At 45.9% G+C, this 14,926-nt stretch carries 13 protein-coding genes; 9 read left to right on the plus strand and 4 right to left on the minus strand.

Features of this window, described 5'->3' with window-relative positions:
- Positions 1-34 precede the first annotated feature (34 nt).
- The 4 genes from H8716_RS12545 to H8716_RS12560 all read left to right on the plus strand — a co-directional run bounded on the left by H8716_RS12545 (position 35) and on the right by H8716_RS12560 (position 4,163).
- On the plus strand, positions 35-478 hold the full coding sequence (locus H8716_RS12545; protein ID WP_249309286.1) for an aspartate/glutamate racemase family protein: 444 nt from the start codon (positions 35-37) through the stop codon (positions 476-478).
- A gap of 14 nt (positions 479-492) precedes the next feature.
- Complete coding sequence (locus tag H8716_RS12550; protein WP_249309289.1) at positions 493-1,287, plus strand: dihydroorotase; 795 nt, start codon at positions 493-495, stop codon at positions 1,285-1,287.
- A gap of 326 nt (positions 1,288-1,613) precedes the next feature.
- Complete coding sequence (locus tag H8716_RS12555; protein WP_249309291.1) at positions 1,614-2,855, plus strand: dicarboxylate/amino acid:cation symporter; 1,242 nt, start codon at positions 1,614-1,616, stop codon at positions 2,853-2,855.
- 75 nt (positions 2,856-2,930) lie between these two features.
- Positions 2,931-4,163 carry a M20 family metallo-hydrolase gene (locus H8716_RS12560; RefSeq protein ID WP_249309293.1) on the plus strand — a complete coding sequence of 411 codons (1,233 nt, stop codon included), beginning with the start codon at positions 2,931-2,933 and terminating at the stop codon, positions 4,161-4,163.
- A gap of 38 nt (positions 4,164-4,201) precedes the next feature.
- Here the strand turns inward: H8716_RS12560 and H8716_RS12565 are convergent, their stop codons facing one another.
- The 4 genes from H8716_RS12565 to H8716_RS12580 all read right to left on the minus strand — a co-directional run bounded on the left by H8716_RS12565 (position 4,202) and on the right by H8716_RS12580 (position 7,737).
- Positions 4,202-4,951 (minus strand): sulfite exporter TauE/SafE family protein, encoded by a 750-nt coding sequence (locus H8716_RS12565; RefSeq protein WP_249309297.1) that lies wholly within the window; start codon positions 4,949-4,951, stop codon positions 4,202-4,204.
- Between the two features lie 15 nt (positions 4,952-4,966).
- A complete protein-coding gene (locus H8716_RS12570; protein ID WP_249309303.1) occupies positions 4,967-5,866 on the minus strand; it encodes an alpha/beta hydrolase in 900 nt (299 codons plus the stop codon).
- A 79-nt stretch (positions 5,867-5,945) separates the two neighbouring features.
- On the minus strand, positions 5,946-7,295 hold the full coding sequence (locus H8716_RS12575; protein ID WP_249309306.1) for an MATE family efflux transporter: 1,350 nt from the start codon (positions 7,293-7,295) through the stop codon (positions 5,946-5,948).
- On the minus strand, positions 7,285-7,737 hold the full coding sequence (locus tag H8716_RS12580; protein ID WP_249309309.1) for a MarR family winged helix-turn-helix transcriptional regulator: 453 nt from the start codon (positions 7,735-7,737) through the stop codon (positions 7,285-7,287). Before H8716_RS12580 ends, H8716_RS12575 begins: the two co-directional genes overlap by 11 nt.
- Positions 7,738-7,941: 204 nt before the next feature.
- On the opposite strand from H8716_RS12580, the gene fdrA reads away from it, so the two are divergent.
- The 5 genes from fdrA to H8716_RS12605 all read left to right on the plus strand — a co-directional run bounded on the left by fdrA (position 7,942) and on the right by H8716_RS12605 (position 14,916).
- Positions 7,942-10,938, plus strand: coding sequence for a bifunctional FdrA/YlbE family protein (gene fdrA / locus H8716_RS12585; RefSeq protein WP_249309312.1), 2,997 nt, complete (start codon positions 7,942-7,944; stop codon positions 10,936-10,938).
- 23 nt (positions 10,939-10,961) lie between these two features.
- On the plus strand, positions 10,962-11,897 hold the full coding sequence (gene arcC, locus H8716_RS12590; RefSeq protein WP_249309319.1) for a carbamate kinase: 936 nt from the start codon (positions 10,962-10,964) through the stop codon (positions 11,895-11,897).
- A gap of 83 nt (positions 11,898-11,980) precedes the next feature.
- Complete coding sequence (locus tag H8716_RS12595) at positions 11,981-13,591, plus strand: L-lactate permease (RefSeq protein WP_249309321.1); 1,611 nt, start codon at positions 11,981-11,983, stop codon at positions 13,589-13,591.
- A gap of 10 nt (positions 13,592-13,601) precedes the next feature.
- Positions 13,602-13,805, plus strand: a complete 204-nt coding sequence (locus H8716_RS12600; RefSeq protein ID WP_249309324.1) for a hypothetical protein — start codon at positions 13,602-13,604, stop codon at positions 13,803-13,805.
- Positions 13,806-13,926: 121 nt separating this feature from the next.
- Positions 13,927-14,916, plus strand: a complete 990-nt coding sequence (locus tag H8716_RS12605) for a FadR/GntR family transcriptional regulator (protein ID WP_249309326.1) — start codon at positions 13,927-13,929, stop codon at positions 14,914-14,916.
- Positions 14,917-14,926: the final 10 nt, after the last annotated feature.

Raw genomic sequence — 14,926 nt, forward strand, 5'->3', positions numbered from 1 at the left:
AGACATTCTATGAATCATACGGAGGAAAAACGGCATGAAGAAAATACTGGTAATTAATCCCAATACCTCAGAAGAGATGACAACAGATGTGAGGGCGACGGTAAACCGCATAAAAAGAGCAGATGTGGAAGTGGAGACGGTACATCCGGCGTACGGACCGAAATCTCTGGAATCGGCCTATGATACGGCAATTGCGACCAATGCGATGATAGATATGTTGACAGGAAAAGAAGCAGAGTATGACGGAGTGCTGATTGCCTGTTTTGGAGATCCCGGGCACGATGCATTAAAAGAAATGCTGGACGGCGCAGTGGTGGGAATCGCAGAGAGTGCTATTGCCACGGCATTGATGCTGGGAAATAAATATTCCATACTGGCAGCGGGAGAGCGCGCCGTTCCGCTGATGGAAAACATGGTGAACAGTTATCATATGGAGCACTTTGCGGGTTTCACTGTGAAGAATATGGGCAGATATTAGAACTTACAAAGGAAATGAAAGCAAAAAAAGGAAGATCAGAGAAAGAGAAAATCCGGGATTTTCTGGATGCACATGATGTTTGGACGGAATATGTGGCAGTGAAGAATGTAATTGATATGGCACGCATTACCGGAGGCAGGGTACATATCTGTCATGTCAGTCATCCAATGTCAGCACAGCTGGTAAAGGAAGCTATTTATGAAGGACTTCCGGTTACTGCGGAAACCTGCCCTCATTATCTGGGATATACGGAAGAATTTGTGCTGGAAAAAGGGGCACCGGCCAAATGTACACCACCGATGCGCAAAAAAGAAGATATGGAAAAACTATGGGATTATGTCTTAGATGGAACATTATCCTGCATCGGAAGTGATCATTCTCCGGCAGCGGATGAAGAAAAAGACAATCAGACAAAAGATATCTGGTCAGCATGGGGAGGACTAAATGCCATTCAGTATTTTCTTCCAATGATGTTTGATCTGGTTGTACACAAAAAACAGCTAAGTCCGACTTTGATTGCAAAGGTGATGGATTATAATCCTGCGAAGATCTTCGGCTTATATGGAAAAAAGGGCGCTTTTGAACTGGGATTTGATGGTGACGTGGTAATCGTAGACCCGGAAAAACCATGGATCTGTGATCAGAAAAAACTTTTTACCAAAGGACATGTATCCTGTTTTGAGGGAGAAAGCGGAAAAGGCTCTCCGATTTGTACGATTATACGTGGAAAGGTTGTGGCAGAAAATGGCAGGTATAAAGAAGAGGCTTTTGGTCATGGCATCTTTGTCAGTCCGGTTAAGTTTCAATGAATTTTGCTGGACTGATTAATGCATAAAGCTGAACATCCGCACAAAATAAGAAAAATCAGATACTATGATGAAAAAATAACGATTAAATTCCGGTTGTTTTTATATGCTCTTTATTATATAATGTCCATTAGAAAACACATGGAACAAGAAAACAGTAACGGAAGATTTCAACAAATGTGTCTGGTCGGTCAAAGAAGACAGGTCAGCGCAGCAGAAATAACTGTGTTATTTCTGCAGGGTGAGAACCTGAGGTTACTATTTTTTTGTATAATGGGAAATGATAGTTCCTGTTATGACGGTGTATATACATTTGAGGAGGAGAGAACATGAAAACTAAGAAACTGTCATTGACAACGTGGATTATTATAGCCACACTTGCCGGAATTGTATTTGGATCCATTGTAGGACCATGGGCATCCAATCTGAAGTTCATCGGCACCATTTTTATCCGTCTGATTCAGATGTCTGTGGTATGTCTGGTTATGACGTCCGTAGCAGCTGCCATCGGCGGAATTGAGGGAAAAGGTGCAGGAAAGATGGGACTGGTAACGTTTATCTGTATTATCGTATTTACCATGATTTCTGCTGGTCTGGGTCTTGCGCTTGGACTGATTGTAAAACCAGGTGTAGGTGTGACCATCGGTACAGAAGCGGCTGCCGTAGAGGTTGCATCCGCAAGTATTACCGAGACACTGACTAACTTTGTACCTACTAACATTTTCAGTGCTATGGCAAACGGTGATATGGTGCCATGTATTCTGTTCTCTATCTTCTTCGGTGTATGTGCCGGATCATATGGCAGAACAAGCGGAAATGACATGGTAATGGATCTGGTCAAAGCTATCAACGGTGTTATCATGAACATCATCAAGATCGTTATGAACCTTGCACCGATCGGTATCTTCTGTCTGCTGGCAGATGTGGCAGGCGGTACAGGATTTACCGTTATTCTTCCGATGCTGAAGTTCCTTGGATGCCTGTTAGTTGGTGACGTGATCCAGTTCCTGATCTACGGACCGTTTACCGCAGCATTCTGTGGTGTCAGCCCGGCAAAGATGCCAAAGAAGTATTCTAAGATGTCTATGATGGCAGTTACTACCACATCTTCTGCAATCTGTCTGCCGACCAAGATGGAAGATATGGTAACCAAGTTTGGTGTAGACCGTAAGGTATCTGATTTTGTAGGACCGATCACCATGTCTATGAACAGCTGTGGTGCAGTTCAGTGTTACGTGCTGGCTATGCTTTTCATGAGCCAGGCAACCGGCATGACCTTCACCATGTCACAGTTTGCCATGACCATTCTTCTGGCATGCCTGATGTGTATGGGAACCATTGTAGTTCCTGGTGGAATGGTAGTTACCTATACATTCTTTGCAGCAACTATGGGACTTCCTACCGAAGCTGTTGCAATCCTGATCGGCATCGACTGGTTCTCCGGTATGTTCCGTACACTGATGAACGTAGACGTGGACGTTATGGTTGGTATGATCGTATCAAAGGTATGTGGTGTCTTTGATAAAGAGGTATATGACGAAAAGAAGACAGTTTCATATGAAAATCGATAAAAAAGATTGGGGCAAAGCGGACCTGTAACGATATGGGTTCGCTTTCCTTGAATAAAGAGATAAAGGAGAAAAAATATGGATTTAAAGAAAATAACAGCAGAGATCGCAGATGATCTGGATTTCCTGAAAACTTTTACCGCAACACCTGGTAATGGATGTACCAGAATGCCATTTACAAGAGAAACAAGAGATGCGGCTGAATATCTGAAAAAGATCATGAAAGAGGCAGGACTGGAAGTAAGAGAAGACTGTGTGGGAAATATCTTTGGTGTTCTTCCGGGAAGGGACAGAAGTCTTCCATGCATTATGGCAGGATCTCATTATGATTCTGTATACAACGGAGGAGATTATGACGGAATTGCCGGCGTCATCTGTGCAGTAGAACTGGCAAGAATGCTCCACGAAGAGGGCAAGAATCTGGAATGCGACTTTGTCGTGGCAGCCTTTATGGATGAAGAAGGATGCCGCTTCGGAACCGGCTACTTCGGATCCAAGTGTATGCTGGGACAGATGACGGTAGAAGAGTGTAAGCACTTTACCGATAAAGATGATATCTCTGTATATGATTCCATGAAGTCTTACGGTCTGGTTCCGGAAGATCTGGTGAATGCAGCATGGCCGGAAGGATCCATCGGACATTTTGTTGAGCTTCATATCGAGCAGGGACCGGTACTGGATGCAACCAGTATTGAACTGGGACTGGTAGACTGTATCGTGGGAATTCAGAGATATATGATTACCGTAAACGGACGTTCTGACCACGCAGGAACCACACCGATGGATATGCGCCAGGATGCAGTAGATATTGCGACAAAAGTCATCAGCAAGATTGGTGATATGGCGAGAGCAGAAAAACCAGGTACTGTAGCAACGGTAGGATACATGAAGGTAACACCGAGTGCCATGAACGTCGTGGCACAGTCTGTAGACTTCAGTATTGACATTCGCTCCACAGAAAATGAGATCATTGACAAGATTGCATCTCAGATTATGACAGAACTGGATAAAGAGACACAGGCAACAGGGGCAACTTACAGCGTTGACCGTAAGCTGACCATCACACCGGTGCAGTTAAGCGGGGCTATGCTGGATATCATGGAAGGAAGCTGCAAGGACCTGGGATATTCTTACAAAAGAATGCCAAGCGGTGCCGGACATGATGCTCTTGCCATCGGACAGTCCATTGACACTGTCATGATCTTTGTGCCAAGCAAAGATGGCAGAAGCCACTGCCCGGTAGAACATACCGAGTATGAAGCATTTTCCAAAGCAGTACAGGTATTATACGAACTGATCCAGAAGATTTGATCCTTTGAGGTCATAAATGAAAAAATCTCCGGGAGAACTTAGTTCCCGGAGATTACTTTGATAAATAATAAGATTAATACGATAATGATAATGGGGCGAACAATTTTCGTCCCATTTTTCATGACCATCCCACTGCCGATATAGTGTCCTGCCAGACAGAAAGCGGCGCCTGCCAGTCCCGGAGCGAACAGCACCTGCCCGCTGAATAAGAAGGTAAACAGCGCAGCAACATTGGAAGACAGGTTGATCAGTTTTACATTGCCGGAAGCAGTGCGTACATCCATGTGGGCGAGACGGGTCAGCGCCAGCAGCAGAAAGGTTCCGGTACCGGGACCGTAGAATCCGTCATATATACCAATGAGAAAAGCACTGATGCATACAATAAGCATTCGTTTCCTGTGGGAAAATGCGGCAACTTGCGTGGCTTCTTTTTTGTCAGTCAGCACACAGACAGCAACAACAGGCAGAACCACCAGCATCAATTTTTTCACAACGGTATCGCTGGTCAGCAGAACCAGGTGTGCTCCGCAGGTAGATCCGATCAAAGCACAGAGAATGCTGGGAACGGTGAGTCGCTTATCAAAATAGCCGTGCTTACAATAGCGCACCGTGGAGGCTGTTGTTCCGATGGAAGAGGACAGCTTATTTGTAGCCAGAGCGTTGTGCGGTGGAAGTCCGGCAAGCAAAAAAGCAGGCAGGGAAATCAGACCACCACCGCCGGCAATGGAGTCCACCAGACCGGCGAGAAAAGTAAGCGGGCAGATAATCAAAAATGGAATGAAATTCATGGCTGGATACCGTCCTTATATCAGAGTATGTAAAAATGTAATCGTTTCTTTCAGCAGTTCTTTTGTCTGGGCACTGTCTGTATCCCGGTCAAAGTCATGCTGACTGCCGGATGCAATGAAACGGATTGCGTGATATTTTTCTGTCAGTTTCTGGAATTCTGCAAATGGCACATCCGTATCTCCGGTGCTGTGTGCGCAGAAAACAGGACATGGCAGTTCACTGCACAGACGCAGAGAATAGTATAATAAAAAGTATTTTTCACGATCATGGAAGAAAAGAGACTTCCATTTTCCAGATTGCCTTGCATAAACATAGGCAGAATAATGGGTATCCAGAGGTCCTTCTGTATGCGGCTCAGATGTCAGACTGTCCAGAATCGATTCAGATACTGCCGGCAGTGTCTGGTAATAGTGACTTGGCGTTTCATACCAGAGATCTTCCAGAAAACCATATCCATAATAAGAGAGGACACCGGCAGGTGCCTTTTTTAATGTAGGCAGGTCATCTGGCATGGAAAAATCATGTTTTCCTATGCTGGCAACAGACAGAAGCGTCAGATAAGCACCGCTGGATCGACCAAAGAGCACATAAGGCAGGGGATCAGATCCAGGCATAGTTATCTGAAACAAATCAGGCACAGTCAGATAAGTATTTACAGAATCAATCACATCCTGCAGAATGTCCTTCACATCACAGGCCGGTGCCAGTGGATAGTCAAAGGCAATCACCGGAAAACCTGCAGATGTGAACTGTTCCAGATGTGCTTCCGGAAGATCACACCGGTATCCATAGAGCAGACCACCACCGTGAAAGTAGAGAATACAGGCTCTTGAGATTACGTCCGGGTTCTTGTATATCGTTGCAGATTTCTCACAGAATCTGCCTTTTATCGAAATCGTATTCATAGTATACATAATTTTAGCTCCTTCCCCAATGGATATTAGCATATTAGAGATGAGGTAGCAATATCTGATTAAGTTCTCCTGCACATGCCTAAGAAAAACTCTTCTCTTTGTTTTTCTTTGTAAAATACAGGAAGAACAGTATATTCAGCACGATTCCCACTGCAGTGGAAGTCGGTGCAGCCAGACCGATCTTGGTCAGGCTGGCATTTGGCTGGATACTCATGTAATAGGACATCGGAAGCCGGACCAGAAGAGTCTGAACCAGCCCCTGGATCATGACCCAGACCGTCTGATTATTTCCGTTGAAGTAGCCAATCATGCTGAACAGGATAGCAGTCACAATCGTCTCCGGTGCAAAGCCCTTCAGATAGTCGAATCCATTCTGGACAACCGCCGGATCGGCTGAGAAGAAGCCTGCCAGCAGATCACCCTTAAATATCACAAGGACAAATACGATACAGCCAAAGAACAGACCGATTCCGATACCGGTAAACAGGGCGTGTCTGGCACGTTTGTGATTGTTGGCACCCACATTCTGGGAGACGAAGGATGCCATAGATTGCATCAGTGAGCTTGGAATCAGCATGGCAAAGTTGACAATCTTGCAGGCAACACCATAGCCGGAGGATGCTTCCAGACCAAGCCGGTTGACAAAAGCACACAGAGCCAGGAAAGAAACCTGTGTCAGGAATTCCTGAAGAGCCAGAGGCAGTCCGATGCCTAAGAACTTCCGGCACTGGGAATTGATTCGGAAATCGGATCTCTGAATCTGAAATGACAGATTCTTTTTCAGTAAAATATAAATAGCACATACCACACTGACAGCCTGGGCGCAGACTGTGGCGATGGCAGCTCCGGCAGCATCCATATGCAGTCCGGCTACCAAAAGCAGGTCACCGAAGATATTCACGATACAGGCAACCAGAACAAAGAGCAGTGGAGATTTGCTGTCACCCAGTCCACGGAAGATGGCAGAAAGCAGGTTATAGGCAACGATAAAGAAAATTCCCCCTCCGCAGATACGCACATAACTGGCAGTCAGATCCAATGCTTCAGTCGGTGCCTGCATCAGAATAGAAATCGGGCGGGCAAATGCGACCATAACAATGAACAGTACCGCAGAGATGATGGCAAACACCACAACACCTCCGCCGATGACAGAGCCGATTTGCTCCGGTTTTTTTTCGCCCAGATATCGGGCAATCAGTACGGTGATACCCATGGCAAACTGCGTCACCACAAAGGTCACCAGATTCAGCACCTGACTTCCGGTAGATACGGCAGAAAGTCCGGAGGTAGAACCGAATCTTCCTACTACGAGAAGGTCTACCGCACCATAGGCAGCCTGTAACACCAGTGCTCCCAGAATCGGAAGCATAAAGAGAGACAGTTTTTTCAGAATACTGCCCTGTGTAAAATCATTTTTTTCACTTGTCAAGATGGATTCTCCTTTCGCACATAATATGATAGAGTCGATCCATGGTACGGATCATGCATTCCGCATCTTCTTCGGAAATCTCTTCTGTATAATCAGCCAGAATGGAAAAACATTCCTGATTATACTTCTGGGAAAGTGCCTTTCCGGTCTCTGTAAGGGTCAGATAAGTAATCCGTCCATCTTTCGGAGAGGTACTTTTTTTCAGATATCCCTTCTGCTCCATCTCTTTTACCGTTCTGGTCACACCGGGTCGCGGCAGAGATAACCGGTCGCTGATATCCGAAATCTTTACCCGCATGCCCTGATGCTGCATCTTTTCAATGATATCCAGATACTGAATATAAGAGGAAGTCACGCCTTCTGGCAGAGGAGGAAGCATATCACGGATACGTTTTGCCTGATAACAGGCATCCATCATACGTTTTAACAGTTCAATTGTCATAACAGAACTCCTTATCATATAGTTACCATTGATAATTAACATTGGTAATTATAAAAAGAATAGATAAATTTGTCAACGTAAAATGTATTTCAATCATGCATCACATATATTCGAAAATTAATTCAAAAATCTATTGAAAAACAGTATACTTCTTGCCATAATAGAGACAGTAAAAAGTGGCTGACCACAACAGGAGGAATGTTCATGTTAAAGACAATTGTGAAAAAAGGCAGTTATCATGATTCCGTTGTTCTGATGCTTTTGACCAACCAGATTTCCGCACTGGAAGGCGTAAAAAAGGCATCTATCATGATGGCAACACCGGCAAATAAAGATATTTTTAAACAGAGCGGACTGGATACACAGGAACTGATGGAAGCAACTGCCAATGATATGGTGGTAGTAGCTGATGTAGAGGATGACAGTCTTCTGGATCAGATTATGGAAACAGCGGAAGAATTTTTTAAAAAGCAGTCAACGGTCAGCGCAGGTAAACAAGAGGAAAGTGTGAAGTCCTGGGATAAGGCGCTGGAAAAGCTGCCTGATGCCAATCTGGCAGTCATCTCCATTCCGGGCATGTACGCAGCGCTGGAAGCAGACCGTGCACTGGATGAAGGCATGAATGTCTTCATGTTCAGTGACAATGTGACACTGGAAGACGAAGTGGCATTGAAGAAAAAGGCGCATGAAAAGGGACTCTCTGTTATGGGACCAGACTGCGGTACCGGAATTATCCAGAGTGTTCCGATAGCATTTACGAATAAGGTAGCACCGGGTTCCATCGGTATCATCGGAGCATCCGGAACCGGTATTCAGGAGCTGACCACCATCATCGATCGTCTGGGCGAAGGAGTGAACAATGCCATCGGAACTGGAGGAAGAGATTTATCCACAGCCGTTGGCGGCATTACCATGATGGATATGATCGATGCCATGGAAAAAGATGACAGCGTAAAGGTACTGATCGTTATCTCCAAGCCACCTGCAAAGGAAGTCAGAGAAAAGATCTCAGCCCGTCTGAGTAATTTCAGCAAACCGGTCATTACCCTGTTCTTAGGAGAAAAACCGGAATACCACGAAGAGAATTTCTATCATACTTATACACTGGATGAGACTGCCCGTCTGGCAGTCAGCCTGGTAAGAGGAGAGGAGATCCCGGAAGCCACAGCAGATGTGGACAGTTCCGCATTCTACAAGTCAGAGGATCAGAAGACCATCAAAGCTTATTATTCAGGTGGAACACTGGCCAATGAAGCAGCTATGCTGATCAAGGATGCTATGAACTGTGAGATCCCTCCGGAAGATATCGAGGGCTATATGCTGCAGTTAAATGGCAACGTAGTCATCGACTTGGGAGACGATGCTTACACCAAGGGTAAACCGCATCCGATGATTGATCCTGCAAAGCGTATTGAGTGTATGCAAGAAGCCGTAGACGATGAGAGTACCGGAGCGATTCTTTTTGATATCATGCTGGGATATGGTTCCCACGAAGATATGGCAGGTGCACTAATTCCGACGATTGAAGAATTGAAAGCAAAAGCAGCCGCAGCCGGAAGAAAGGTATTTTTCGTAGCCACTGTATGCGGAACCAGAAAAGACTTCCAGGGCTACGATGAAGCAGTGAAGAAGTTAAAAGACGCAGGCGTGATTGTCTGCGAGAATAATAAACTGGCAGTCCGTACTGCGATCCAGGCAGTGGGTCTGGACTTTGAAGAGCCTGTAAAAGAGATTCGTGAAAAGAAAACGATTGCAGCAGAAAAGGCAGAACCTTCCGAAAAACTGATGCAGCTGCTTTCTCAGAAGCCGAAGATCATCAACGTAGGCTTAAAGAGCTTTGCAGAAGTAGCAGAGGACTTCGGATGTGAAGTGGTACAGTATGACTGGATGCCGCCAGCAGGAGGAGATGTACGTCTGATTAAGACATTGAATTTCCTGAGAAATTACGAAGGTATTGATGAAGCTAACAAGCGTGTCATTGCCAAAGTAGTAGCCAGCCAGCCGGTAATCAAACATGTAAAACGTGCCAAAGAAGTGATCCCGCAGATTGCAGAAGGAAAAGTGATTCTTCATGCGGGTCCGCCTATTGAATTTAAAAATATGCCGGATCCTGTACAGGGTTCCTGCGTAGGTGCCGTTCTTTTTGAAGAATGGGCAGATAACGAGGCAGATGCCAGAGCACTGCTGGCTTCCGGTGAAGTGAAGTTCATCCCTTGCCATCACTGCAATGCAGTAGGACCGATGGGAGGTATCACCTCTGCCAACATGCCGGTATTCGTAGTCAAAAATGAGACAGACGGCAATGAAGCATACTGTACCATGAATGAAGGTATCGGAAAAGTACTGAGATTTGGTGCTTATTCCGAAGAGGTAGTCAATCGTCTCCGCTGGATGCGTGATGTCCTTGGCCCAACGCTGGATCGTGCCATCACAGAGCTGGGTGGTTTAAGCGTCAATCCACTGGTAGCCAAGGCAGTAGCCATGGGTGATGAATTCCACCAGAGAAACATTGCCGCATCCCTGGCATTTATGAAGGAAGTAGCTCCGGTGATTACAAAGCTGGATATGTCTGAAAAAGACCGTTATGACGTGATCAAGTTCCTGGCAGATACAGACCAGTTCTTCCTGAATATCATGATGGCAACAGCTAAGTCTGTCATGGACGGTGCACGTACCATCACGGATGGAACCATCGTTACAGCCATGTGCCGTAACGGTGTGGAATTCGGTATCCGTATTGCAGGTATGGGTGATGAATGGTTCACAGGTCCGGTAAATACACCAAAGGGGCTGTATTTCACCGGATATGATGAAGAGGACGGATGCCCGGATATGGGAGACAGTGCAATCACAGAGACTTTCGGTGTTGGTGGTATGGCCATGATCGCAGCTCCTGCCGTTACCCGGTTCGTAGGAGCCGGTGGATACGAAGATGCTCTTCGTGTCAGCAACGAGATGGCAGAGATCACCATCGATCACAATCCGAACTTTATCATTCCGACCTGGAACTTCCAGGGAACCTGCCTGGGGATTGATGCCAGACTGGTAGTGGAAAAAGGCATCACTCCGGTGATCAATACCGGTATTGCACACAAGATTGCAGGTTACGGCCAGGTAGGTGCCGGAACGGTACATCCGCCAATGGAATGCTTTGAAAAAGCCATCGTAGCCTATGCAAAGAAACTGGGATTTGAAGCGTAGAAATATCATCATGGTGTGAAACAATGAAAAAGAAAAAAGTAGTGATTGCTCTGGGTGGAAACGCTCTGGGCAAAAATGTGGAAGAGCAGAAGGAAGCAGTGGCAAAGACTGCAAAAGTAATTGTGGATCTGGCCTCTCAGGGACTTGACATTATCATAACCCACGGAAACGGACCACAGGTTGGCATGATACAGGATGCTATGGATAGTCTGATGGTACATCACGAAAATTATAAACAGGTGCCTTTGCCGACCTGCGTGGCCATGAGCCAGGGATATATTGGCATTGATTTGCAGAACGCCATTAAATATGAATTATACAGCCGTGGAATTGACGGAAAAGTATCCACTATTCTGTCGCAGGTAGAAGTGGATGAACAGGATCCGGCATTTCAGAATCCGACCAAGCCAATTGGACGTTTCCTGACAAAGGAAGAAGCGGAAAAAAATATGGCGCACGGCATTACCTGTATGGAAGATGCGGGCAGGGGTTACCGCATTGTGGTGCCATCCCCGATGCCAAAACGGATCCGGGAGCTGGAGACGATCCGGACGCTGTTACAGGCAGGACATATCGTTATCACCTGTGGCGGCGGGGGAATTCCGGTGGTATCCAGAAATGGCCGTCTGGAGGGTGTCAATGCAGTCATTGATAAAGATAACGCCAGCAGTCTGCTGGCAGAAAAGCTGGATGCGGACTATCTGGTCATTCTGACAGCAGTGGAAAAAGCAGCCATCCATTTTGGAAAGGAAGACCAGCAGTGGCTTTCTGATCTGACTGTGGAACAGGCAGAAAGATACATGAAGCAGGGCGAATTTGCCAAAGGCTCTATGCTTCCGAAGATTGAGGCAGCAGTACGCTTCGCCAGATCCGGGGAAGGAAAAAGTACTCTGATTACCCTATTGGATAAAGCAGCAGAGGGAATTGCAGGAAAAACAGGAACCATGATACATTCCTGATGGATTTGAGAAGGAAAAAGACTCCGGGGTTTTGCAGCAAGAGCAGGGCTCCGGAGCATTTTTGCAAAAGAAAAGGAGATATTATGAACATACCGGTAACACCATTTATGTGGCTGATGGCATTTTTGCCAATCATTGTTTTGCTGATTTTGATGTTAAAGTTCAAGTGGGGAGCCACAGAAGCTGCCCCGGTGGGACTTATCATTGCGATTGTAACAGGTCTTTGCTTTTATAAAGCAGATGTGCGTCTTTTGGCAGCGGAGAGTGCCAAGGGATTCTGGAGTGCGCTGGTGATTCTGATTATCATCTGGACTGCTGTTTTACTGTATCAGGTGGGAAATGAAGCCAATGCCTATCAGGTAATCCGAAACGGTCTGAAGAAGTTCCTGCCAAATGAACTGCTTCTGGTACTGGCAATCGGATATGTATTCACCAGCTTTTTACAGGGAATCACCGGATTTGGTGTTCCTGATGCGGTAGGTGCTCCGCTCCTGATCGGAATCGGGGTCAATCCTCTGTGGGCCGTCGTCCTCCCTCTTTTTGGCGAATCCTGGGGAAATACCTACGGAACACTGGCAGCAGCATGGGATGCCCTTGCTATGTCAGCAGGCTTGACACAGGGAACAGGAGACTATCTGATGACAGCGTTTTGGACAGCGGCCTTTATCTGGTTCTGGAATGCAGTCAGCGGATTTGCAGTCTGTTGGTTTTATGGAAAAGGAAAGGCCATCAAAAAAGGCTTTCCGGCGATTTTGCTGCTGTCTGCAATTCAGGGCGGTGGAGAACTTCTTCTCAGTCAGATCAATACCACATTGTCCTGTTTTGTGCCGGCCTGCGTCTCACTGATTGCAATTTTATTCCTAGGACGGACCAGATTTTACGGAGAAGAATGGTGTGTAGAAGACAGCCCGATTATGAACCGTCAGCATACGGAAAAAGAAAACATCCAGGAATCCACAGATATGACGCTGTTACAGGCATTTGTACCATATATTTTGCTGTCAGTGATTACACTGGCGGTACTGCTGATTAAGCCGTTAAATACGGTGCTGAATCAAGTGGCACTGGGACTGCCGTTTCCGGAGACTGTCACCGGCTATGGAAGAGTGAATGCAGCATCTGACTGCTACTCACCGATCCGTCCGTTTACCCATGCAGGAATGTTCCTGTTCTTATCTGCGGTGATTGGCCTGATATATTACCGGAAAAAGGGATGGATTAAAAAAGATGGCGTAAAGAAAGTATTTGTGAATGCGATTTCCATGACTATGCCGTCCGGCATTTCTGTGATTGGTCTGGTTATGATGTCGAAGGTCATGGACGGAACCGGACAGACCATTGTGCTGGCCAACGGTATTGCAAGTGTACTGGGAAAAGTATATGTACTGCTGGCACCATTTATAGGTCTTCTGGGAACCTTTATGACAGGAAGTAACATGAGTTCCAACATTTTGTTTGGCGGCTTTCAGGCAACTACGGCAAATTTGTTGAATGTGGATGCATCGGTAGTTCTGGGCGCCCAGTCAGCCGGAGGTGCAGTGGGAAGTACGATTGCACCAAGTAAAATTATTCTGGGAACGACCACAGCCAATATTCTTGGCCAGGAAGGTGAAGTAATCAAAAAGATCATGCCGATTACATTGACGGGTACCGCGATTATCGGTATAATAGGGTACCTGCTTACAATGATTTAGGGGGAAAGAAATGGGACAAAAAGGATTTTTTCAGACGAAAGCGGGACGTCTGACCATTGCATTTCTGGTGATTGCAGTGGCGTGCGTACTGATTGTAACAGGACTGCAGTCCGATGGAAATGGACTGTGCACGGTGGGATTTCTGATGATTGTGGCAGCGATGTTATACTCACCTGTGAAGATGTATCTGATTGACCGGATACATGGAAAGTAAAAGGTTGGAGATAACGGTTCGGAACTCATGTCCGAATTTGTGGAGGTACTGAATAGATACAATTAAGAAGTGACCGGGAAATGGCCGGCAGACAGAAAGAGGACATATGGAGTCGACGAATTTGAATTCAAGTCACAAAAAAGATAATCTGAGATATCTGAGACGGTATCTCGGACTGACACAGAAGAAATTTATTGCACGCTTTTTAAGTGAAGAAAATGGGATGCCCTGCATGAGTATTGCCACCTACTCGAATCTGGAATCCAGAGGAGGAGTAAGACTGAATGATGTGGTGCTTTCGATAGCCGAACAGCTTTCGATGGATTCTATGATTTTTTCTATGGATTCTGCAGAATTTGCGGAAAAAATCGATATGCTGATTCCAAGCCAGTCCAGAAATAAACAAATTCAGGAAAATGGTATGCGCAAGGGAAATATTAACCAGCTTTTGTATCGCCTGACCATGTATTTTGCAGATCAGATTTTTGATCATAAGCTGAAAAAAGGAGATCAGATCGAGTCGGACCGTGTACTTGCGACAAAACTTGGTGTGGGACGTTCTGCAATCCGGGAGGCACTGAAGGTACTGGATGTGCTGGGAATGATCGACATCCGTCCGGGACAGGGTACCTATATTAGTAATGATGAGACCAACTTTTTTATTATCCCATTATCCTGGTCCCTGTTTTTAAATGGAAAACAGGTGGAGAACATTCTGACGGTACGAAATCTCCTGGAAGTAAAGGCGGCAGAGCTGGCGGCTGAATGTACAGATACAGACGCATTGAAAAACTTAAAAGCGGTAGATGAGAAAATGAACTGCGCCTATGCCCAACAGGATTATAAAGCTTTTCTGGAGACAGACCTGGAGTTCCATCAGGGGATTGCCAGATGTTCCCAGAATACGGTAATTCTGAGTATGATGCAGACCATCAGCAGTCTGATGAGACATGTCAGTGGAAGCGGTATGGTCAATGCACAGCAGCTGAAGGAAAGCGAAGAAGAACACAGCCGGATCTATGACTGCATTCTGAAACATGACGGAAAAGGCGCAGCAGAGGCCATGAAGTATCATCTGGAAAGAGCAGCAGGAAGATATAATTACCGGTGAGAGAAAAAGG

The organism is Jingyaoa shaoxingensis (genome assembly GCF_014385005.1).
GTDB classification, from domain to species: Bacteria; Bacillota; Clostridia; order Lachnospirales; family Lachnospiraceae; genus Marvinbryantia; species Marvinbryantia shaoxingensis.